At 71.5% G+C, this 21,673-nt stretch carries 17 protein-coding genes; 7 read left to right on the forward strand and 10 right to left on the reverse strand.

Annotated features, from left to right (window positions below; translation table 11 throughout):
• Positions 1–209: 209 nt before the first annotated feature.
• A complete protein-coding gene (locus ACFFRH_RS36415; protein WP_386162034.1) occupies positions 210–2,246 on the forward strand; it encodes a PQQ-dependent sugar dehydrogenase in 2,037 nt (678 codons plus the stop codon).
• A 261-nt stretch (positions 2,247–2,507) separates the two neighbouring features.
• Here ACFFRH_RS36415 and ACFFRH_RS36420 read toward each other — a convergent pair whose 3' ends face one another.
• Positions 2,508–3,599, reverse strand: a complete 1,092-nt coding sequence (locus tag ACFFRH_RS36420; RefSeq protein WP_386162036.1) for a LacI family DNA-binding transcriptional regulator — start codon at positions 3,597–3,599, stop codon at positions 2,508–2,510.
• 205 nt (positions 3,600–3,804) lie between these two features.
• On the opposite strand from ACFFRH_RS36420, the gene ACFFRH_RS36425 reads away from it, so the two are divergent.
• Genes ACFFRH_RS36425 through ACFFRH_RS36435 form a run of 3 tightly spaced genes read left to right on the forward strand, consistent with a single transcriptional unit; the run spans position 3,805 to position 7,113 of the window.
• Entirely contained in the window at positions 3,805–4,752 is a 948-nt protein-coding gene (locus tag ACFFRH_RS36425) for a carbohydrate ABC transporter permease (protein WP_386162038.1), read from the forward strand.
• Positions 4,749–5,708 carry a carbohydrate ABC transporter permease gene (locus ACFFRH_RS36430; protein WP_386162040.1) on the forward strand — a complete coding sequence of 320 codons (960 nt, stop codon included), beginning with the start codon at positions 4,749–4,751 and terminating at the stop codon, positions 5,706–5,708. Before ACFFRH_RS36425 ends, ACFFRH_RS36430 begins: the two co-directional genes overlap by 4 nt.
• A 49-nt stretch (positions 5,709–5,757) precedes the next feature.
• Positions 5,758–7,113, forward strand: a complete 1,356-nt coding sequence (locus ACFFRH_RS36435) for an ABC transporter substrate-binding protein (RefSeq protein WP_386162042.1) — start codon at positions 5,758–5,760, stop codon at positions 7,111–7,113.
• Between the two features lie 131 nt (positions 7,114–7,244).
• Here ACFFRH_RS36435 and ACFFRH_RS36440 read toward each other — a convergent pair whose 3' ends face one another.
• From ACFFRH_RS36440 to ACFFRH_RS36450, 3 genes are all read right to left on the reverse strand, one after another.
• Entirely contained in the window at positions 7,245–9,311 is a 2,067-nt protein-coding gene (locus ACFFRH_RS36440; protein ID WP_386162044.1) for a beta-galactosidase, read from the reverse strand.
• Positions 9,312–9,566: 255 nt separating this feature from the next.
• Positions 9,567–10,442 carry a bile acid:sodium symporter family protein gene (locus ACFFRH_RS36445; protein WP_386162045.1) on the reverse strand — a complete coding sequence of 292 codons (876 nt, stop codon included), beginning with the start codon at positions 10,440–10,442 and terminating at the stop codon, positions 9,567–9,569.
• Positions 10,443–10,793: 351 nt separating this feature from the next.
• Positions 10,794–13,424, reverse strand: coding sequence for a ricin-type beta-trefoil lectin domain protein (locus ACFFRH_RS36450; RefSeq protein ID WP_386162047.1), 2,631 nt, complete (start codon positions 13,422–13,424; stop codon positions 10,794–10,796).
• Between the two features lie 165 nt (positions 13,425–13,589).
• On the opposite strand from ACFFRH_RS36450, the gene ACFFRH_RS36455 reads away from it, so the two are divergent.
• Positions 13,590–13,772 (forward strand): hypothetical protein, encoded by a 183-nt coding sequence (locus ACFFRH_RS36455; protein ID WP_344748457.1) that lies wholly within the window; start codon positions 13,590–13,592, stop codon positions 13,770–13,772.
• Positions 13,773–13,939: 167 nt separating this feature from the next.
• A complete protein-coding gene (locus ACFFRH_RS36460; protein ID WP_386162049.1) occupies positions 13,940–15,025 on the forward strand; it encodes a methyltransferase in 1,086 nt (361 codons plus the stop codon).
• Between the two features lie 242 nt (positions 15,026–15,267).
• On the opposite strand, the gene ACFFRH_RS36465 is transcribed toward ACFFRH_RS36460, so the two are convergent.
• The 6 genes from ACFFRH_RS36465 to ACFFRH_RS36490 all read right to left on the reverse strand — a co-directional run bounded on the left by ACFFRH_RS36465 (position 15,268) and on the right by ACFFRH_RS36490 (position 20,154).
• On the reverse strand, positions 15,268–15,678 hold the full coding sequence (locus ACFFRH_RS36465) for a VOC family protein (protein ID WP_386162051.1): 411 nt from the start codon (positions 15,676–15,678) through the stop codon (positions 15,268–15,270).
• Positions 15,679–15,688: 10 nt separating this feature from the next.
• The gene (locus tag ACFFRH_RS36470; RefSeq protein WP_344748455.1) at positions 15,689–16,129 is read right to left on the reverse strand and encodes a helix-turn-helix transcriptional regulator; all 441 of its coding nucleotides are present in this window, start codon (positions 16,127–16,129) and stop codon (positions 15,689–15,691) included.
• Between the two features lie 210 nt (positions 16,130–16,339).
• Complete coding sequence (locus ACFFRH_RS36475; RefSeq protein ID WP_386162052.1) at positions 16,340–17,161, reverse strand: ABC transporter ATP-binding protein; 822 nt, start codon at positions 17,159–17,161, stop codon at positions 16,340–16,342.
• A complete protein-coding gene (locus tag ACFFRH_RS36480; protein WP_386162054.1) occupies positions 17,158–18,225 on the reverse strand; it encodes a FecCD family ABC transporter permease in 1,068 nt (355 codons plus the stop codon). The genes ACFFRH_RS36475 and ACFFRH_RS36480 overlap by 4 nt, the downstream gene beginning before the upstream one ends.
• A gap of 99 nt (positions 18,226–18,324) precedes the next feature.
• The gene (locus tag ACFFRH_RS36485; RefSeq protein WP_344748454.1) at positions 18,325–19,113 is read right to left on the reverse strand and encodes a class I SAM-dependent methyltransferase; all 789 of its coding nucleotides are present in this window, start codon (positions 19,111–19,113) and stop codon (positions 18,325–18,327) included.
• A gap of 45 nt (positions 19,114–19,158) precedes the next feature.
• Positions 19,159–20,154, reverse strand: a complete 996-nt coding sequence (locus tag ACFFRH_RS36490; RefSeq protein WP_386162056.1) for an ABC transporter substrate-binding protein — start codon at positions 20,152–20,154, stop codon at positions 19,159–19,161.
• Positions 20,155–20,494: 340 nt separating this feature from the next.
• Between ACFFRH_RS36490 and ACFFRH_RS36495 the strand changes: the two genes are divergently transcribed.
• Positions 20,495–21,172, forward strand: coding sequence for a hypothetical protein (locus ACFFRH_RS36495; RefSeq protein ID WP_344748452.1), 678 nt, complete (start codon positions 20,495–20,497; stop codon positions 21,170–21,172).
• Positions 21,173–21,673: the final 501 nt, after the last annotated feature.

The raw sequence follows: 21,673 nt of genomic DNA on the forward strand, positions 1-21,673 counted from the left end.
GGAGAAGGGTGTCACGACGGGAGCCGCGGACGGTTTCCCGCTGATCTTTTCGGACAGAGGGAGTCAGCACGACGCTCCCAAAACGGTCGGCATCATCACAGAGGCCGACGATCAGCTCACCTCGGAACCCCCGCTGACAATCCCCCCTTGGAGAACCGGTGCGAACACCCTCCTCGATCAACCGCCGAAGGCCGTGGCCGCGTGCGCTGGTGGCAGCGCTGGCCGCGGTGGCGGCCGCGCTCACCATGACGGTGGCGGGCGCGGCGCCCGCCTCGGCGGCGCCGTCGACCGTGGTCGGCGTGGCCTCCGGCCGCTGCCTCGATGTGATCGGCAACAGCACGGCCTCCGGAACCGGCGTCAACATCTACGACTGCAACGGGCAGGCCAACCAGTCCTGGAACCTCACCGCGGCAGGCGAGCTCCGGGTGTACGGCGACACGATGTGCCTGGACGTGGTCGGCCAGGACACCACCGCCCCGGCCGCGCTGCAGATCCACACCTGCAACAACGGCGCCAACCAGCGCTGGAGGATCAACTCCGACGGCACCGTCACCGGTGTGCAGTCGGGCCTGTGCCTGGACGTGACCGGCGAGGGCACGGCCAACAGCACCCTGGTGGGGCTGTGGACCTGCACCGGGCGGAACAACCAGAAGTGGCGGACGTCCGCCGGGAGCTCCGACACCCAGCCCCCGACGGTGCCGGGCGGCCCGAGGGTGAGCAACCTGACGTGCGACTCGGTGACGTTCGCGTGGAACGCCTCGACGGACAACGTGGGAGTGGCCTTCTACGACATCTACCACGACGGCCAGCAGATGAAGACGGTGAGCGGCACCACGCTGTCCACCGGCCTCACCGTGGTCGCCGGGGCGACCTGGGGCCTCTACGTCAACGCGCGCGACGCCGCGGGCAACGTCTCGCAGGCGAGCACCACGGTGACGATCACCCCGCCGCAGTGCCAGGCCGACACCCAGGCGCCGAGCGCCCCGTCGCAGCTCACCGCCTCCGCGTCCGGCACCACGGTGACGTTGAGGTGGACCGCCTCGACCGACAACGTCGGGGTCCGGGCCTACGACGTCTACCGCGGCGGCGCCAAGGTCGGCGCGGTCAACGGCACCCCTCCGGCCACCACCTTCATCGACAGCGGGCTGGCGGGCAGCACGAGCTACCAGTACTACGTGGTGGCCCGTGACGGGCAGGCCAACGTCTCGGCGCGCAGCGACACCGCGACGGCGACCACCGGCGCGGCGTGCGGCAACCCGGTGTGCACGGTGACGCAGGTCGCGACCGACACCGACATCCCGTGGGGACTGGTCACGCTTCCCGACGGCACGATCCTCTACAGCCGCCGCGACGCCGACGACATCATCCGCCTCAACCCCGCCACCGGCGCGAAGACGACCGTGGGCACCGTACCGAACGTGGCCGGCACCGACGGCGAGGGCGGCCTCCTCGGCCTGGAGATCTCGCCCACCTTCAACAGCGACCGCTGGGTGTACGTCATGCACACCTCGCCGACCGACAACCGGATCGTGCGGATCAAGCTGGAGAACGACAGGCTCGACACCGCCACCGAGCAGATCCTGGTCAGCGGGATCCTGCGCAACAAGTACCACGACGGCGGCCGCCTGCGGTTCGGCCCGGACGGCAAGCTGTACGCCAGCACCGGCGACGCGCAGAACGGCGACCACGCGCAGAACACGGCCAACCTCAACGGCAAGATCCTGCGGATCAACCCGGACGGCAGCGTGCCGTCGGACAACCCGTTCGGCAACCAGGTGTGGAGCTACGGGCACCGCAACCCGCAGGGGCTGGCGTTCGACTCCCAGGGCCGGCTGTGGGAGCAGGAGTTCGGCAACAGCGTCATGGACGAGACCAACCTCATCACCCGGGGCGGCAACTACGGCTGGCCCGCGTGTGAGGGCACCAGCGGCGCCTGCGGCACCGCCGGGTTCATCGCTCCCAAGCGCACCTACCCCACCGCGGACGGCTCCTGCTCCGGCATCGCCATCGTGCGCGACGCGCTGTACGTGGCCTGCCAGCGCGGCACCCGGATGTACCGCGCGGTGATCAGCGGCAGTTCCCTGACCAACGTGCAGACGTACTTCAACGGCACGTACGGCCGGCTGCGCACCGTGGAGCCCGCCCCGGACGGCGGCCTGTGGCTGACCACCTCCAACACCGGAGACAAGGACAGCACGCCGAACAACAGCGACGAGAGGATCCTGCGCGTCACGCTCGGCGGCTAGCCGGGCGGTGAGGACGCCCGGCGGTCCCCGGAAACGGCTCCGGGGCCGCCGGGCGTCCCCGCCCTCGCGCTCCGCGCGAGGGCGGCGCTCCATCTCCGTCTCCGTCGTCGGTTCGCGCTTCGCGGTTCGCGCGGGGCGGGCACTCCGCGCCCGTCCCCGGTTCGGGTTCCGTGCGGGTCGGCATGGCACGTCCACCCCGGTTCGCGTTCCGCGCGAGGGAGGCATCCCGCGTCCGCCGGGCCGGGCCGGGCCGGGCCCGGGTCACCTTCCGGGGGAGGCCGTGCTGTTCCGTACCACCAGGCGGGTCGGGACGAGGTCGGTGCCCGGCAGGGAGGTCTGGTTCTCGCGGATCTGGACCAGGACCCGCTGCACGCACCTCCTGCCCACCTCCGCGAAGTCCTGGTGGACGGTCGTCAGGGGCGGGATGAAGAAGGCGGAGTCGGGGATGTCGTCGAAGCCGACCACGCTGATCTCGTCGGGGACCACCCGGCCGCGTTCGTGCAGGGCGCGCAGCAGCCCGAGGGCCATCTGGTCGTTGGAGACGAACACCGCCGTGCAGCCGGGCTCGTCCGCGAGCGCGAGACCGGCGGCGTAGCCGGACTCGGCCGACCAGTCGCCGGGCAGGGGCGGCGGCACCGGCCGCCCGGCCTCCTCCAGCGTGGTGCGCCAGGCCTGGGTGCGGCGCTGGGCGGCGTAGGACGTCCGCGGTCCGGTCACGTGCCAGACGGTCCGGTGCCCCAGGTCGAGCAGGTGGTTGACGGCCCGCCGGGCCCCGTCGGCCTGGTCGGTGTCGACGACGCTGTAGCGGTCGCCGGCGTCGGAGTCCACGACGATGACGACGTGGACCCCGGGGGGCAGGGTCACGGTGCCCGCGTCGAGCAGGTGTATCTCGATGATGACGATGACCGCGTCCACGGCGAGCTCGCCCATCCGGGTGAACGCGCCCAGCACGTTGTCCTGGGTCGGCACGTCGACGGGGATCAGCGTGATGGCGTACCCCTCGGCGGCGGCGTGGGTGGCGATCGCCTCCACCGTGCGGCTGTTGCCGGTGGAGGCGAGGCTGAAGAGGATGACGCCGATGGTGTTGAACTGGCCGTACCGCAGCGCGCGGGCCGCGCTGTTGGGCCGGTAGCCCAGCTCGCGCATCGCCGCGAGCACGTGCTCGCGGGTCGAGTCGATCACTCCCGGGTGGCCGTTCGAGACCCGGGACACGGTCTGGGACGAGACGCCCGCCAGCGTGGCGACGTCGGCCATGGAGACGCGCTGCTTGCGGCGTCCGCCCGGCACGCTCGACCCGCCGCGCTGCGCGCCGCCGTGTGTCGTTCCCGGCTGCTGCCGGCCACCGCCGCTCATCGTCTCCGCCTTTCGGGTGTCTTCGGACGGCCGTTGGCGCCGGGGGAAACCTTGACGACCTCTGTGACCGGTGTCACGATACCGCACGGACGTTTACGTAATCATTACTAACGGATTACCAATTGTAACCCTGTGTTGGTTCTGGTCGGACTTCCTTCTGGGCGTGATGTTTACGTAAACATTGCACGAGAGCGGGAGGGAACCGGTGGTCGCAACACCACGGGTGAGCACGCCGGTCGGCCGGAGGGCGGCGCCGGGGAGGAAGCGCAAGGTGGCGCCAGGCGGGAAGCGGTCGTGGGCGGGGTGGCGGTTCGTCGGGCCGTTCCTCGCGGTGTTCGCGCTCGTCTTCCTGGCGCCGGTCGTCTACTCCGTCCACCTGAGCCTGTTCCGCACCCGGCTGGTCGGCGGGACCGCCTTCGTCGGCGCCGACAACTACCTCGCGGCGCTGGCCGACCCGCAGTTCTGGTCCGCCTTCGGCAACGTGACGCTCTTCCTGGTCGTGCAGGTCCCGATCATGTTGTTCCTGTCGCTCCTGGTGGCCCTCGCGATCGACAGCGGCCGGCTGTACGGGACGAGCTTCTTCCGCATCTCGGTGTTCCTGCCCTACGCCGTACCGGCGGTGGTCGCGACGCTGATGTGGGGCTTCATGTACGGCGACCGGTTCGGTCTCGTCGGCAACCTGAACGAGACGTTCGGGCTGTCGCTGCCGGACCCGCTGTCGGCCGATCTGATCCTCGCCTCGATCGGCAACATCGTGACCTGGGAGTTCGTCGGCTACAACATGCTGATCCTGTACTCCGCCCTGCGCGTGGTCAACCCGTCCCTGTACGAGGCCGCGGAGATCGACGGGGCGAGCCAGCTCCGGATCGTCTACGCGATCAAGCTCCCCGCGCTGCGCGGGGCGCTGCTGATCGCGACGATCTTCTCGATCATCGGTAGTTTCCAGCTCTTCAACGAGCCAAGCATCCTCAAGACCCTGGCGCCGAACGCGATCACGACCTACCTGACGCCGAACCTCTACGCGTACTCGCTGTCCTTCGACGGCCAGCGGTTCGACTACTCGGCGACCGTCGCCATCGTGATGGGCGTGATCACGATGATCATCGCCTACGTCGTCCAGCTCCGCGGCATGAGGAAGGAGGACCGATCGTGACCGCCACCCCCGCGACCGGCCGGAAGCCCCGCCCGCGGGCCTCGTCCGGCCCGCTGGTGATCCGGCGCGGTCGCCGGCGCCCCGAACGGCATTCCGGACCGCATTCCGGACGACGGGTCCGGCGCAGCGCCACGCTGACCGCCCTGACCTCGATCATGCTGGTCTACGCGCTGCTCCCGCTGGTCTGGCTGCTGATCAACGCGTCCAAGACGCAGGAGGGGTTGTTCGCCTCGTTCGGCCTGTGGTTCGACGCCGACTTCGCGCTGTTCGGCAACATCGCCGACACCTTCACCTACGACGGAGGCATCTTCACCCGCTGGCTGCTCAACACCCTGCTCTACGTGGTCGTGGGCGCGGGCGGCGCGACGCTGCTCGCCACGGTCGCCGGGTACGGGCTGGCGAAGTTCGACTTCCCCGGCAAGAGGGCCGTCTTCGCCGTCGTCATCGGCGCGGTCGCGGTGCCCGGCACCGCGCTGGCCGTCCCGACGTTCCTGATGTTCTCCGGCCTGGGCCTGACCAACACGCCGTGGGCGATCATCATCCCGTCGCTGGTCTCGCCGTTCGGCCTCTATCTCATGTGGACGTTCGCCGCCGACGCCGTCCCGGACGAGATCCTGGAGTCGGCGCGGGTGGACGGGGCGCGGGAGTTCCAGGCGTTCCTGCGCATCGGCCTGCCGCTGCTGGCGCCCGGGATCGTCACCGTCCTGCTGTTCACGGTCGTCGCGACGTGGAACAACTACTTCCTGCCGCTGATCATGCTGAAGGACCCGGACTGGTATCCGCTCACCCTCGGCCTCAAGAGCTGGAACGCCCAGGCGTCGACCATAGGCGGCGAGGCGATCTTCAACCTCGTGATCACCGGTTCGCTGCTCACCATCGTCCCGCTGATCGCGGCGTTCCTGCTGCTCCAGCGGTACTGGCAGTCGGGCCTGGCCGCCGGAAGCGTCAAGGAGTGACCGAGGCCGTGCCCGACCGTCCCCAGGTACGACCACGAAAGGGACATCCATGACGACAACCCGCCGCCACGCCCTCCTGCTGGGCACCGCCCTGGCCGTACTGTCGGTGTCGCTGACGACCGCCGCCTGCGCCCCCTCCGGTGACGGCGGCTCCGGAGCCGCGGCTCCCGCCCAGAACGTATCCGCCACGGACCTCCAGGCCGCGCTGGACGCCGGTGGCAGCATCACGATCTGGGCCTGGGAGCCGACCCTGAAGCAGGTGGTCGCCGACTTCCAGGCCAAGCACCCGAAGGTGAAGGTCAACCTGGTCAACGCCGGCACCGGCAACGACCACTACACCGCCCTGCAGAACGTGATCAAGGCCGGGTCGGGCATCCCCGACATCGCGCAGATCGAGTACTTCGCCCTGCCGCAGTTCGTGCTCGCCAAGTCGGTCGCCGACCTGAAGGGCTTCGGCGCGGACAAGCTCGAAGGCACCTTCACCCCCGGCCCCTGGAACTCCGTCCGCTCCGGAGGCGGGATCTACGGCATGCCCATGGACTCCGGGCCGATGGCCCTGTTCTACAACAAGGAGGTCTTCGACAAGCACGAGATCGAGGTCCCGGCCACCTGGGCGGAGTACATCGAGGCGGCGAGGAAACTGCACGCCGCCGACCCCAAGTCGTACATCACCAGTGACACCGGCGACCCCGGGTTCGCCACCAGCATGATCTGGCAGGCCGGCGGCAGGCCGTACAAGGTCGAGGGCACCACGGTGAGCGTCGACTTCGGTGACGCCGGCACGCGGAAGTTCACCACGGCCTGGCAGCAGCTCGTCAGCGACAGGCTTCTCGCGCCGATCAACGGATGGACCGACGCCTGGTACAAGGGCCTGGGCGACGGCACCATCGCCACCCTCGTGATCGGCGCCTGGATGCCCGCCAACCTCGAGACCGGCGTCAAGGCCGGGTTCGGCAAGTGGCGGGTCGCCCCCATGCCGCAGTGGGAGAGCGGCGGCAAGGCCACCTCGGAGAGCGGCGGCAGCTCGCTCGCCATCCCCGAGGCGAGCGCCAACAAGGCGCTCGCCTACGCCTTCCTCAAGTACGCCGGCGTCGACGAGGGGGTGCGGACCCGGCTGGACGGCGGAGCGTTCCCCGCGACCACCGCGGAGCTGGCCTCCAAGACCTTCCAGGACAAGAAGTTCCCCTACTTCGGCGACCAGCCGGTCAACCAGGTCCTCGCCGAGTCGGCGGGCCAGGTCGTCCCGGGCTGGTCCTACCTGCCCTACCAGGTCTACGCCAACCGGATCTTCAACGACACCGCGGGCAAGGCCTACATCAGCGGCACCACCCTGCAGGACGGCCTGAAGGCCTGGCAGGACGCCTCCATCAAGTACGGCAGGGAACAGGGCTTCAACGTCCGATGACCCCGCCGCACCCCTCGTCCCGCCGCCCATCGGGGCCGGCGGCGGGACCCACCCCCCCGTGACGGGCCGTTGGGAGAGGGGCTGCCCGTCCCGCGCGTACGCCGGAAGCCGTACGCGCGGGAGCGCGGGCGTCAGGAGACGGGCGGGGTCTCGTGCGCGCGGCGCAGGACGCACACCTGGCGGGGGGCGAGGGTGAGGTCCGAGGCCAGGCACGGCGCCTGGAGGACCTCGCCCGCGACCTCACCGGCATCGCCCACGGTGACGCTCTCGTCGGTGCGGTTGATGAGGAACCAGTAGTCGGCGTCGTCACCGGTGCGGATCGCGAGCTCCACCGACCCGGCGACGGCCTCCGGGAGTTCGCCGCGCACCCCGCCGGTCGCCAGGAACCGCGAGAGCACCGGGCCCAGGCCCTCGGGGCCGAGCCTGGTCGAGACGTAGGACGCCGAGCCGGTCCCGACCCGGCGGGTGGTGACGGCGGGCCGGCCCGCGTGCTCGCCGGAGGTGTAGCGGGCGACGACCTCGACGTCCGGTCCGGTGACGTCGATCCGGTCGCTCCACAGCGTGCCGGAGACGCCGAGATCGAGGTCCACCCGGTCGCCGTCCAGCAGCGGCCCGAACTCCTCGATCCGGATGCCGAGCAGCTCGCGCAGCGCGCCGGGGTAGCCGCCGAGCCACACGTGGTCGTGCTCGTCCACGATGCCGGAGAAATAGGTGGTGACGAGATGGCCGCCGCCGGCCGCGTACGCGCCCAGGCGGTCGGCGAGCCCCCGCGGGACGACGTGCAGGATCGGGGCGACGAGCAGGTCGTAGTGCGGGAACGACTCGGCGGAGGTGACGACGTCGACCCGCACCCCGGCCGCCGCGAACGCCGAGTACCAGTCCAGGGCCTCCTGCCGGTACCGCAGCCGTGACGTGGGGTGGGAGTCCAGCTCGCTCGCCCACCAGGAGTCCCAGTCGAACACGATCGCGGCCGGGGCGCGACGGCGGCGCGTCCCCGCGACCGGCGCGAGCCTCTCCAGGGTCGCGCCGAGGTCCACGACCGAGCGGAAGACCTCGCTGTCCGTGCCGGCGTGCGGGACCATCGCCGAGTGGTACTTCTCGGCCCCTCCCGCCGACTGCCGCCACTGGAAGAAGCACACGGCGTCCGCCCCGTACGCCACGTGGGTCAGCGAGTCGCGGGCCAGGCCGCCGGGCTTCTTGGGCGTGTTGACCGGCTGCCAGTTCACCGCGCCGGTGGAGTGCTCCATCAGGAACCAGGGCTCGCCCCCGGAGAGCCGGCCGGTCAGGTTGGCCGAGAACGACAGCTCGTCCCGCGCCTGCGGGCCGGTCGTCACGTAGTGGTCGTTGGAGACGAAGTCGACCTCACACGCCCAGTCGGCGTAGTCCATCCCCTTGGTCTCGCCCATGACCATGAAGTTGGTGGTGACCGGGATCTCGGGCGTCAGCTCGGCCAGCGCGTCGCGCTCGGCCCGCAGATAGTCCTTCAGGGCGTCGGAGGAGAACCGCTTGAAGTCGAGCTGCTGGGTGGGGTTGGCGTAGGAGGTGGCCAGGCGCGGCGGCAGGATCTCCGCCCAGTCGTCGTAGGTCTGGGACCAGAACGCCGTCGCCCACGCCTGGTTCAGCTCCTCCACCGTGCCGTACCGGTCGCGCAGCCAGGCGCGGAACGCCGTGGCGGCGTCCTCGGAGAAGTCGTAGACGTTGTGGCAGCCGAGCTCGTTGGAGACGTGCCACGCGGCCAGCGCGGGATGGCTCCCGTACCGCCTCGCCATGGCCCGGACCAGGCGCAGGGCGTGCTCGCGGAAGATCGGCGACGTCGGGCGCCAGTGCTGGCGCCCGCCCGGCCACAGCGTGCGGCCGTCGTGGTCGACGGGGAGGATCTCCGGGTGCCTGGCGGTCAGCCACGGTGGCGGGGAGGCGGTGGCGGTCGCCAGGTCCACGGCGATGCCGTGCGCGTGCAGGAGATCCATCACCTCGTCCAGCCAGTCGAAGGTCCACCGGTCGGCGCGCGGCTGGAGCCGGGCCCACGAGAAGATCGCCAGCGAGACGATGTTCACCCCGGCGTGGCGCATCGCCCGGACGTCCTCCCGCCACACCTCCCGGGGCCACTGTTCCGGGTTGTAGTCCGCGCCGAAGGCGAACCGGCGCCGCGAGGTCTCCGAGGGCCAGCGAAGCCAGCGGGGTCCGTGATCAGCTGTCACTGCCACTCCTGCCTGTCGTCACAGGGGGATCGTCAAGCATATGTTTACGTAAACATAGGGTATCCCAGGCCCGTCCCGCCGTCCGGAAACCGGATCCGGAAACCGGGGCGACGGGTGTCGGCAGGGGGGGCGGCTCGGCCGGCCCTTCGCGAGGGCCGGCCGTGGAATCACCGTGACCGGGCGGCCGCACCCCGGTGGCGCTCACCGCCGGGGTACGGCCCGGTGCGTGCCGTGCGTGCCGTGCGTGCCGCCGCGTCAGGGGCGGGCCTCGTCGTAGGGGACCTGGGCCGTACGGGACCTGAGCAGGAACCCGGCCGCGGCGGCGGTGAAGAACATCAGCACGCCGTAGGTGGCGGCCGGGACGGCCATCCGGGTATCGCCCAGCAGCGTGAGCGCGACCGCGATGGACAGCGTGGCGTTGTGGATGCCGATCTCCATGCAGGAGGCGACGGCCTGGCCGCGCCCGATTCCGGCCAGGCGCGGCACCCAGTAGCCGATGGCCAGGCTGAGCACGCTGAACACCAGTGTGACCGCGCCGACCGAGCGGATGTAGCCGCCGAGGTTGTGCAGCTCCTGCAGCAGGGCACCGGCGATCACCAGGACCAGGATGACAGCGGAGGCGATCTTCACGGGCGTGTTCATCCGGTCGGCGAACCTCGGCAGCCACGCCCGGACGGCCATGCCGATCGCGACGGGGACGAGCACGATCGCGACCACCTGGACGGTCTTGTCGAACTGCAGGCCCAGCGCGGCCGAGTCGGCGGCGAAGTAGCTCAGCGACAGGTTGGTGACCAGCGGCAGCGTGACGACGGCCAGCACGGAGTTGATCGCGGTGAGCGTCACGTTGAGCGCGACGTCGCCGCCGAACAGGTGGCTGTAGAGGTTGGCGGTGGTCCCGCCGGGGGAGGCGGCGAGGAGCATCATGCCCACGGCGAGCGCGGGCGGCAGGCCGAAGGCGAGCACCAGGCCGAAGCAGATGGCGGGCAGCAGCAGGATCTGACAGGCGAGCGCGACCAGGGTGGCCTTGGGATAGGCGACGACGCGGCGGAAGTCGGCGATCGTCAGGCCCAGACCGAGGCCGAACATGATGACCGCGAGGGCGACGGGCAGGAAGACACCGGCGAGAGCCATGGGGGGTGTGTCCTCTTTCTTCTTTCTTCGGACGAGGGGTGGCGGAGAGGTCAGCGTGGAGGGGGCCGGTCGTCACGGGCGACGCCGGCGCGGCGTCCGTGATGCCGGGGGAGGCCGGAGAGGGCGACGGCGCCCGATCCCGCGACGACGGTACGGGCGGGAGCACGGCGCTGCATGGTGGGTCCAATGATCACGCACATTTCGTGATCACGCCAGGTGAGGAGTCCGGTCTTCTCGGTTTCCGGGGAAGGCGGTACCCGGGACGCGGACGATCCCGCCACTCCACGCCCGGACCGGGCGTGGACCGGGGGTGGGTGCGGGAGCCGTGGCTTCCGCACCCACCCCGCCGGGCTACTGCCTCCTGAACGTCTGCGCCAGGCTGCCGTTGCAGTCCCACAGCCGCAGTCTCGCGGCGTTGGCCGTGGAACCGTCCGGTGAGTCGAGGCAGCGGCCGGACTGCGGGTTGAGCAGCGCGCCGTTGGCCTGCGGCACCCACCGCTGGGCGCCGCCGCCGTTGCAGTCCCACAGCTGGACCGGCGACCCGTTCGCCGTCGCGTTACCGGTCACGTCCATGCACCGGTTCAGCGTGCGCAGCGCCATGCCGTCCCACGCCCAGTGCTGGTCGACCGCGTAGGGCTGGCAGTCCCACAGTTGCACCGCGGCGCCGTTGCCGCCGGTGTCGTCGGCGGCCACGTCCACGCACTTGCCGCCGGGGCCGTTGACGAACGTGGCCCCGCCGGAGCCCCCGCCCAGCCGGAACGTCTGCGCCAGGCTGCCGTTGCAGTCCCACAGCCGGAGCCTGGTCCCGTTGACCGAGGAGCCGTTCGGTAAGTCGAGGCAGCGGCCCGACTGCGGATGGAGCAGCGCGCCGTTGGCCTGCGGCACCCACTGCTGGGCGCCGCCGCCGTTGCAGTCCCACAGCTGGACCGGCGTGTTCGCCGTCGCGTCCAGGCACCGGTTGAGCGTGCGCAGCATCGTGCCGTTCCACGTCCAGTGCTGGTCGGCGGCGTGGATCTGGCAGTCCCACACCTGCACGGCGGCGCCGTTGCCGCCGGTGTCGTCGGCGGCCACGTCCACGCACTTGTTCCCGGGGGCGCTGATCGGCCGGCCGGGCGGGGGCGGGGCGGTGTTCAGCCGCTTCGACGCCGCGATGATGCCCAGGTTGGCCGCCCTCACCCGGGCGGCGTCGAACTTCATCACCTGCCGGTCGTAGGTCCAGAAGCCGTTGACCTCGCCCTCGACGTCGAACGGCTGCGTGTAGACGAGCGCGCTGAGCCCGCGGGCGTGCATGAGGTTCGCCGACTGGGCGACGAGGCTCACGTACCGGTCGGTGATCGACTGCGCGTTCGGGTGCGTCTCGTACGCGCCGAACTGGCCGTTGGGGCTGTACTCGTGACCGGGGGTGCGCACGCCCAGCCCGCCGTACTCGCCGAGCACGGAGGTCCGGGTGCTCGTCGGTGTCGGCGCGTCGGGGCCGACGTAGATGTGCCAGTCCATGATGTCGCCGTTGCCCGGGTCGCCCTTGGAGGCGCAGCAGTTGTAGCCGCTGTGCGCGTTGACGAGCCTGGTCGGGTCCTGGTTCTTGACGTTCTGGACGATCCGGGTGGTGTCGGCGAGGTTCCACTCGCCCCAGCCCTCGTTGAACGGGACGTAGGCGACGACCGCGGGCGACGAGCGGTGCTCGTCGACGACCTCCCTCAGCTCGCTCTCCCACTGCGCGTGGTGGGTGGCGTCGCCCCCGCCCATGCTCGGCATGTCCTGCCAGACCAGCAGGCCGAGGCGGTCGGCGTGGTAGAACCACCGCTGCGGCTCCACCTTGATGTGCTTGCGGACCATGTTGAAGCCGAGGTCCTTGGTCTTCTGCAGATCGCTCGCCAGCGCGGCGTCGGTCGGCGCCGTGTACAGGCCGTCCGGCCAGAATCCCTGGTCCAGCACGCCGTTCTGCATGACGAACTGGCCGTTGAGCGTCAGCGCGAGCCGCCCGTTGACCGTGGCCTTGCCGACCTCGCGCATCCCGAAGTAGTGCGTCGTCTGGTCGACGGTCGCGTTCGCGTCGTTCCGCAGGGAGATCCGCAGGTTGTACAGGAAGGGGTCGTCCGGCGACCAGCGCCGCGCGTTGGGAACGGGGACGCTGAAGTCGGTGAACCCGCCGGTCGCGGTGCCGACGACGGTCGAGCCGTTCAGCGCCTCGGCGTACACCGAGTGCCCCGAGACGTCGCCGCGGGTGAACACGCGCACCCGCAGGGTGTTGTTGGCGAGGTTCGGGTAGAAGTCGACGCTGTAGATCGACGAGGTCGGCGTCGGCTCCAGCCACACCGTCTGCCAGATGCCCGACGACGGCGTGTACATGATGCCGCCCGGGTTGCGGACCTGCTTGCCGCGGGCGGGGTTGGTCCCGTTCACCCCGGAGTCCGACGGGTCGAAGACCCGCACGACCAGCTCGTTCGTCCCGCCGTTGAGCTGCGGGGTGATGTCGAACTCGAACCGGTCGTAGCCGCCGGTGTGCCCGCCGACCTGCACGCCGTTCACCCACACGGTCGTCTGCCAGTCCACGGCACCGAAGTGCAGCTGCACCCGGCGGCCGCTCCAGCCGGCCGGCACGGTGAACGTCCGGCGGTAGAACAGGTAGTAGCGGTTGTCGTTCGCCGGGCGCTTGACGCCCGACAGGGCCGACTCCACCGGGAACGGCACGTTGACGCGCTCCGGCAGCGTCTGCCCGAACACGGGGGCGTCGTTCGTGGCCGACTGCCGCAGCTGCCACTCTCCGTTGAGGTTCAGCCAGTCGGGCCGGGTCATCTGCGGGCGGGGGTACTCCGGCAGCGGCGTGCCGTTCAACGCCTGGCCCGTCCACGGCGTCGTCAACGGCGACGGCTGGGCCGGGGCGGCGCCGGCCTGCGGCGTGCCGACGACGAGCATGGCGAGGCCGACGACGCAGACGACGACGGCGTGCAGCAGCCGTCGCCGAGGGCGTACTCGTTGCATGGGATCTCCTCAGGGGGGTGGGGGTTCGGAGATGCGGGACCTGGCGGGGCCGGCGGTGGTGGCCCGGGTCGCGGATCGGCCTGGCGAGGCGGGAGGGGAGCCGGACATCGGTTCCTCGCACCGGCCGGTCCGCGCCGGGTCTCCGGTGACGAGCGTCAGCGGCCGGTGACCGCGCGTGAGCTCGACGACCCCGCGGGGCTCGAAGTCCTGACGGTGGTCGTCATGACCGGCGCGGACGTTCTCGTCACCGGCGAAGCCTCCAACGGCGGTCTCCCTGCTGCGGTTTCGCGGGCACCTGCCGCGGGCCGGCATGGCGTGCGCCCAACACGGATGGATGATCAAAAGTGAATACTTTGAAATATCTTGTGTCAATATTCGATCGAATATGATCAGCTCAACCCTGAAATCGTGGACCCGCATCAGCGGCGGGCCACGCGGAGAAAAGCCCGGCGGCACCGCCGATTCGTCCAAGACGGGGCAGGCCCCGGCGCGCACCATATGGGCAGGAGGTGCGAATGACGAGCAACGACGAGACGACCGAGACGTCCGCGACGACCGAGATGACCGCGACCGGCGACGCCGATCTGGACGGGTTCGGCACGTGGCGGGCCCTGACGCCGCTGATGGATCTGGTGACCCCGATGGCGCTCCGGGTGGCCGTGACCCTGCGGCTGCCCGATCTGGTGGACGAGGACGGATCGGACATCGGCGACCTGGCCGCGAAGACGGGCACGGACCCGGACGCGCTGGGAAGGCTGCTGCGCCACCTGGTCGGGCGCGGCGTGTTCGCCGAACCCCGGCCGGGCACGTTCGCGGCGAACGGGACGGCCGCCCTGCTGCGCCGGGACCACCCGTCCGCGGCATGGCGGTGGCTGGACCTGGACGGGTTCGGCGGCCGGATGGACCTGGCCTTCACCGGCCTGGCGGACACGGTGCGGACGGGCCGGCCGGCCTGGCCGGCGGTGTTCGGCGCGCCGTTCTGGGACCATCTCGACGCGAACCCCGAGCTGAGCGCCTCCTTCGACGCGACGATGGCGGCCAACGCCGGGTACGGCGAGCTGGCGGAGGGCTACGACTGGCCGGCGCTGACCCGGGTGGCCGACGTCGGCGGCGGTACCGGAGTGCTGCTGGCCGAGCTGCTGCTGCGCCACGACGGCCTGCGCGGCGTGCTGGTCGACCTGCCGGACACCGCGTCACGCGCGCGGCGATACCTGGCCGGACGCGGGCTGGCGGACCGGTGCGAGACGGTCGGGGGGAGCTTCTTCGACGAGCTGCCCGGCGGCGCCGACGCGTACGTGCTCAACCGCGTGCTGCACGACTGGGCCGACGCCGAGGCGACCGCCATCCTGCGCCGCTGCGCCGACGCGGCGGGCCGGCACGGCCGGGTGCTGATCCTTGAGTCGCCGATCATCTCCGGGGCCGATCCGGCCATGTTCGCGGAGATGAACCTGCGGATGCTGGTCCTGGCCGGCGGCAGGGAGCGGACCGTCGACGACTACCGGGCGCTGGCCTCGGCCGCCGGGCTGCGGGTCGCCGCCGTGCGCGACGTCACGGCGCGGCATACCGTCGTCGAGTGCGTCCCGGTCACCGCCGGCACCTGACGGTCCTGCCCCGTCCAGCCGTGGTGGGTGCCCCGCCGGGAATCTCCGACGGGGAACGGTACGCGCGTACCGTCCTGAAGCGGGGAGATCGTCCCGCGCGGCGCGCGGGCCCCGGGCCGGTCCGCCACGAAGCCCGGCGGACCGGCCCGGTACGTCGCCCTGGTCAGCGGGATCGTGAGATGGAGGCGCGGGCCCGCCCGGCGCGCGAGGCGGCCGGGCGGTGGCGTCGCCACGGCGGAGCGTTACGCCTTGGCCTCCTGCTGGATCCGCACCATGTTGCCCGAGGGGTCGCGGAAGGCACAGTCGCGCGGCCCCCAGGACTGGTCGATCGGCTCCTGCAGCACCTCGGCGCCCGACGCCCGTACCCGCTCGAAGGTCGCGTCGAGATCGTCGGTGCTGAAGACGCTCATCGGCAGGACGCCCTTGGTGAGCAGCTCCTGCAGGGCGTCGCCGTCGGCCTGGGAACGGCCCGCGTGCGGTTCGGAGAGCACGATCTCGAGGCCCGGCTGGGTCGCGCTGCCGAGGGTGACCCAGCGGAATCCGCCGGAGGCGACGTCGTTGCGCACCTCGAGGCCGAGCGCGTCGCGGTAGAAGGCGAGCGATTCGTCCACGTCGTTGACGGTGATGTGGCAGTACTGGAGTGCGATGGTCATGCCGCCAACGTTAGGCGGCGGCGGCCCGGCCCGCTTCTCGGATACTGCTCGGCGGGTTTCGCACCGGGCGGGTCCGCACCTTCGCCACGCACGCGGGCATCGCCGCCACGGCGCTGTGCTCCCGGACGCGGTACGCGCTCGGCGTCTCCCCGACGATCTCGGTGAACCGCGAGCTGAACGAGCCGAGCGAGGTACAGCCGACCGCCATGCACGCGTCGGTCACGCTCATCCCGCCGCGCAGCAGCGCCATCGCCCGCTCGATCCGGCGGGTCATGAGATAGCTGTAGGGCGTCTCGCCGTAGGCCGCCCGGAACCGCCGCGAGAAGTGCGCCGGCGACATGAGGGCGCGGCGGGCCATCGTCGGCACGTCGAGCGGCCGGGCGTATTCCCGGTCGATCAGATCCCGGGCGCGGCGTAGGTGCGCGAGGTTGGCGAGGTCTTCCGGGGTCATGGGACGAACCTATCATCTTCCCGCTGAAACACCCGTTCACCTGCGTGAACGGGATTTCCGGAATGCCGGGGCCGGGACGTGGAGACCTTGGGGCCGCCCGGCCCGTGAGGCGCCGGCCCCGCGGTCCGGCGGGGGTGCCGGGGAACGGCCACGGCACCCCCGCCGGACCGCGGGGCCGGCGCGATCACCGGTCTCCCGGCGGGATGGTCCTCATGGTGCCGCGTCCGGGCCGGGAGCGCCGGAGGGTGGGGAGGCCCTCTCGTCCAGCGGGGAGTACCACAGCTGGGTGTGGCCGCCGGGGGACGGGCTCAGTGTGACCCGTACCCGGTAGACGCGCTCGATCCAGCGTTCGGTCAGGACCTCGGCGGGGGGCCCCGAGGCGACCAGGCGCCCGGCCTCCAGCAGGAGGAGGTGGTCGCAGTAGCGGGCCGCGAGGTTCAGGTCGTGCAGGGCGGCGACGACCGTGGCCGGCGCGCGGGACAGCATCCGCAGCAGGTCGAGCTGGTGGTGGATGTCGAGGTGGTTGGTCGGCTCGTCCAGCAGGAGTTCGGTGGGCCGCTGGGCCAGCGCGCGGGCGATGCCGACCCGCCGGCGCTCCCCGCCCGACAGCGTCGACCAGCGGCGCCCTCCCCAGCCCGCCAGGCCGCACCGTTCCAGGGCCTCCTCGGTCTCCCGCGCGTCGCGAAGGTCGTCGCGGCCGATGAGGGCGAGCGGCGACCTGTGCGGGATCCGGCCGAGGGCCACCACGTCCGCGACGGTCATGTCGATGTCGGTGGAGACCTCCTGGGCGACCACGGCCAGGCGACGGGCGACCTCGCGCCGGGGCAGCTCACCCAGCCGGCGCCCGTCCAGCAGGACCGTCCCGGCCCGCGGGCGCAGCAGGCCGGCCAGCAGCCGTAGCAGCGTTGACTTGCCGGAGCCGTTGGGACCGATCAGGCCCGTGAAGCGCCCTGCCGGCACGCCGGCCGTGACCCCGTCGACGATGGGGACCCCGTCGGCGCTCCAGGTGACGTCATGGGTGTCCAGGCTCACGATCCGGCGCTCCTTCCGCGCATGATGACCGCGAACGCGGGGACGCCGATCAGCGCGGTGAGCACCCCGACGGGCACCTCGCGCGGGGAGAACAGCGTGCGCGCGGCGGTGTCGGCCCACAGCAGGAAGATCGCCCCGTACAGCGCGCAGGCCGGCAGCAGCACGCGGTGGCGGCCGCCGGCCAGGAAGCGGACGGCGTGCGGGACGACCAGGCCCACGAACCCGATGGCGCCGCTCGCGGCGACGAGGACCGCGGTGCTCAGCGCGGTGGTGACGAGCAGGACGAGCTGGGTCCTGCCCGGGGCGATGCCGAGCGAGGCCGCGGTCTCACGCCCGAAGGCGAAGGCGTCCAGCGCGGGGGAGGCGGCCCAGCACAGCGCCAGGCCGGTTCCCGTCGCCGCCGCGCAGAGGGCGGTGGTGCTCCAGCTCGCCGAGGCGAGGGAGCCCAGCAGCCAGAACGTCACGCCGCGGGTGCTCTGCGCGTCACCGGCCCAGATGACGATCAGGCTGGTCAGCGCGCTGAACAGCTGCGAGACCGCCACCCCGGCCAGCACGACGCGCAGGGAGCCGCCCGGTGCCGTCCCGATGAGCGCGAGCACGCAGCAGAAGGCCGCGAGGCTGCCGGCGAAGGCACCCGCCGTCAGGGCGGCCGCCGCCCCCGATCCCAGACCGAGGATCAGGACGGCCACCGCCCCGGTGGAGGCCCCGGAGGAGATGCCGAGCAGGTAGGGGTCGGCCAGCGGGTTGCGGGTCAGCGCCTGCAGGACCGCGCCGCACACGGCCAGGCCACCCCCGACCAGCGCCGCCAGCAGCACCCGTGGCAGGCGCAGCTCCCACACGATCGCGTCCAGCAGCGGGCTGGGGGCCTCCACCGGGAGGCCGAGGTGCGCGGCGAGGCTCTGGAACACGTCGCCCACCGACAGGCCCGCGGCTCCGACGGTCACCGCGAGCGCCACCGACAGGGGAAGCAGCACCAGCCCCGTACCGGCCACCGGGAGCGAGCGTCGCCCCCCGGCCCGCGAGACCGCGGCGCCCCGCCGGACCGCGACGGGTGTCTCGGTCACGGCGGGCACAGCGGTTACGGCGGGCACAGCGGGCACAGCGGTCGCGGGGGGTACGGGCGGCGCGGAGGTGCGTGAGAAGTCGTCGGAGGTCATCGGAGGTCATCGCCTGGCGAAGACGACGTGGTCGTCCAGGTACTGCCAGACGGTTCCCACCTCGGTGAAGCCCGCGGTGCGCAGCGCCGCGAGGTGGAACTCCAGTGGCGCCGGAGGCTGCGGCGGCCGGTCGGCGAAGCGCCGCTCGCGTTCGGGCATCAACGCGGCCAGTTCGGGGTGCCCGGCCGCCCGCGCCCACCACTGCTCCCAGGTGGCGGCGCCACCCGCGAAGGACTCCCGCTGCACGGCGGCGTCGTGGGCGGCCGACAGCCGCCGCAGGGTCGGGCTCTCGTCACCGAAGCGCAGGTGGTCGGCGTTGAGGAGTACGGAGCCCGGTGGCAGCAGCCGGGCCAGCTCGGTGTAGACCGCGAGCAGCTGCCCGGGGGAGAGCCAGTGCAGCGCCGTGGAGGTCAGCACCGCGTCGAAGCTCCCCTCGGGCAGTGCCGACGACCAGCCCGGGTGCGCCAGGTCGGACTCGACCACGGTGGCGCGGCCGTCGTAGGGCGCGAGGACCGAGCGCGCGAGCCGCGTCAGTACCGGATCGTGGTCGAGGGCGACGGCGCGCGCCCGGGGGAAGCGGCTCAGCACCCGGTCGGTGATCGAGCCGGGCCCGCAGGCGAGGTCGAGCACGGTGAGGTCGTCGGGGCAGTGCAGGCCGAGCACGTCGAGCATCACCTGGAAGCGGTTCTCGCGGTGGGCGACGTAGGCGGCCTGCTGGTCCTCCCAGCCGGACAGCAGGTCCCGGGCGGTCACCGGGCCGGCGGGGGAAGCGGGGGCGGAGGGGGGAGTGGTCATCGTGGTTCTCCGTAGGGGGAGGGAGCGGTCGGGTGGTAAGCGAGGTCAGCGGTGAAGGTCACGCAGGCCCGCGCCGACCTGCTCCACGGCGCTGACGCTTCTGATCGAGGGATCCATCGCCGATCCGGGGACGACGACGAAGCGGTTCTTCCTGACCGCGGTGAGCCGGGAGGCGACGGGGTCGGAGCGCAGGAAGCTCATCTTGGCCTCGGCGCTGTCGCCGTCACCGCCACGGGTGAGGTCGGCCAGCACGATCACGTCCGGGTCGCGCTCGGCGATCTTCTCCCAGCTCCCCTCGGCCCACTGCCGGGGGATGTCGGAGAAGGCGTTGCCCGCGCCGAGGAAAGTGGTGATGGTGTCGGGCAGCCCGCCGCGTCCCGCGATGGCCGGGGTCTTCGTCCCGGAGTAGTACCACATCAGCTTCGAGCCCGAGCTCGCGCGGGAGATGTCCCTCGCCGCCTCGAGCCGCCTGCGCAGGTCGGCCACCACGCTCTCACCGCGCTCCGGGACGCCGAAGGTCTTCGCGATGTCACCGATCTCACCGAAGATGGCGTCGAACGTGACGGAGGAGGGGATCAGTGTCGGATCCTCGCAGTCGTTGGAGGAGAGGTAGGCCGGTATCGCGAGCCTGGCCAGCTCCTCCCGGGCACCCCCGGCGTCCGGGGCGTAGGCGGAGGCGCGCGTCGAGTAGACGAAGTCCGGCCTGGCGGCGAGCAGGGCCTCCCGGCCGGGATACCGCGCCGCCAGGACGGGAACCTCGCCGTAGCCGGTTTCGAGCTCGGGGAGCACCGGGTCCGTCCGGTAGGCCGTGCCCGCCATCCGGCCCGACAGCCCCAGCGCCAGCATGATCTCTGTCGCGTTCTGCTCCATGGCGACCGCCCGGCGCGGCGGCGCGGAGATCGTGAGGGGGAGGCCGCAACTCGTCAGCTTCGTCACGACGGGTGCGGCCCTGTCCGTGCCGGTGGACGAGCCGCTCGCACCTCCGCAGGCGGCCGGTACGAGAAGGAGGAGGCCCATCGTGAAAATGGGAACGATTTTCATAGTCGGTGACTGTAGCGCAGCGGGGAGCGTTGTGAGCGGCGGGGTGGCCCGGAGGTGATCGCGGGCAGGGGGCCGGTCGGCGGGATCCGCCCCGGAGTGAGGGGCACTTCATGCGTCGAGACGTGAAAGCCCTGAGGGATGAGTGTCGTGCCGCGTGACTCTGGGTGCGTTGAAAATCTACATTGTAAAGGGGGTCGACAGTTTCAAGATCATTAAAAACACGGTCGACTGAAGGCGACCACCGGAAGAGCGGGGCGGCCGGACATTCGACGGGCACATGGACGTAGATTGTTGAAACCGATACCGTCGACCACGTAGTCGTGGTGACAGGAGTCGCGGGATGTCCTCAAAAACGGCCAGGCGACCTCGTGTCCCGGCCCAGCCGGTTCGTTCGTCCAACCGGACGGGTCTCATCGTGGCCGTTCTCGCCGCCGTCGCGGTAGCCGGGCCGGTGGGTTATCTCCTCGGTCTCCCCGACTCCTCCCAGGTCGCCGTCGCCGACATGCGTGAGGCGGAGGCGAAGCGGGACGTCCAGCAGATCGGTGAGCTGACGGCCACGGCCCGGGTGACCGCCGGTGAGCTGAACGGGGTGCTGGCCGGGCTCGCCGAGGTGCTTCCCAAGGACGGAAAGCCCGGTACGCGGTCGGCGGAGCCGGCGGAGGTCGACGGGTGGCGGCGCGTCGTGCGGCAGGCCGTCGACAGGCACGCGGATACTCCCTCCGGGGCGACCGCGACCAACGTGGCCCGTGCGGGGCTTCGGAGCGCGGTGGACGCCATGGCGATCGCGGTCGACGCGTACGCGGCCGGTTCGGGGCTTCCCGAGGGCTCGCGGCAGACCTTCCTCGACCTGGCGGCCCGTCAACGGTCCGCTGCCATCGTGACGTGGTCCATCGCGGCGACACAACTCGATCAGATCAGTGTCGACGCCGGTAAGGGGCACCAGCACGTCTACCTGACGGGTGACCCGGGAGAAGGGGGCATGTCCGCGGACACCCTCCCGGAGGGTAGCTCCGACTAGCCTTCCTCGCCTTCCTCCGGCGAGCACGCACAACGACGAGTACCCACAACGACGAGCACGGCTGCCGCGTGCACGCCGACTGCTTCGACTGCTCCGGCAGCGCGACGGTCGTGTTCCGTGGCCGGCCGCGCGGGCGGTGAGTGGGGGCGTGCCGGACGCCTGCGCAGGACGGGCGCGGCCGCCGCCAGGACGGTCGCCGCCGTGGCCGTTCACGCGATCCGTGATCCGGCGCCCTCTTCCGTGAACAGCGTCGGCGTTCCGTCGTACGCCGCGTGACAGGGCCGAAGGTCCCACGGGACAGGGACGTTCGAGGCTGCGGCGCGGTTCGTACGGCACTGTGGCGGAGCTCCGGGAGACGGTGTGATGAGGACGTCACGAAGACCGCCGAACATCACGGAGCAGAGGGAAAGGGGAGCCGTCATGGCCACCACTCACGGACACGACGTTCACACCAAGCCGGTCACGGGCGCCGTCCCCGCACAGACCGTTCCCGCACAGACT

Source organism: Streptosporangium vulgare, assembly GCF_042428775.1.
Lineage (GTDB): Bacteria > Actinomycetota > Actinomycetes > Streptosporangiales > Streptosporangiaceae > Streptosporangium > Streptosporangium vulgare.

Coding starts and splice junctions, on each gene's coding strand:
- ACFFRH_RS36435 (WP_386162042.1), top strand. CDS start 5,758: ATGACGACAACCCGCCGCCACGCCCTCCTGCTGGGCACCGCCCTGGCC.
- ACFFRH_RS36490 (WP_386162056.1), bottom strand. CDS start 20,154: ATGAAAATCGTTCCCATTTTCACGATGGGCCTCCTCCTTCTCGTACCG.
- ACFFRH_RS36470 (WP_344748455.1), bottom strand. CDS start 16,129: ATGACCCCGGAAGACCTCGCCAACCTCGCGCACCTACGCCGCGCCCGG.
- ACFFRH_RS36460 (WP_386162049.1), top strand. CDS start 13,940: ATGACGAGCAACGACGAGACGACCGAGACGTCCGCGACGACCGAGATG.
- ACFFRH_RS36445 (WP_386162045.1), bottom strand. CDS start 10,442: ATGGCTCTCGCCGGTGTCTTCCTGCCCGTCGCCCTCGCGGTCATCATG.
- ACFFRH_RS36450 (WP_386162047.1), bottom strand. CDS start 13,424: ATGCAACGAGTACGCCCTCGGCGACGGCTGCTGCACGCCGTCGTCGTC.
- ACFFRH_RS36465 (WP_386162051.1), bottom strand. CDS start 15,678: ATGACCATCGCACTCCAGTACTGCCACATCACCGTCAACGACGTGGAC.
- ACFFRH_RS36485 (WP_344748454.1), bottom strand. CDS start 19,113: ATGACCACTCCCCCCTCCGCCCCCGCTTCCCCCGCCGGCCCGGTGACC.
- ACFFRH_RS36495 (WP_344748452.1), top strand. CDS start 20,495: ATGTCCTCAAAAACGGCCAGGCGACCTCGTGTCCCGGCCCAGCCGGTT.
- ACFFRH_RS36420 (WP_386162036.1), bottom strand. CDS start 3,599: ATGAGCGGCGGTGGCCGGCAGCAGCCGGGAACGACACACGGCGGCGCG.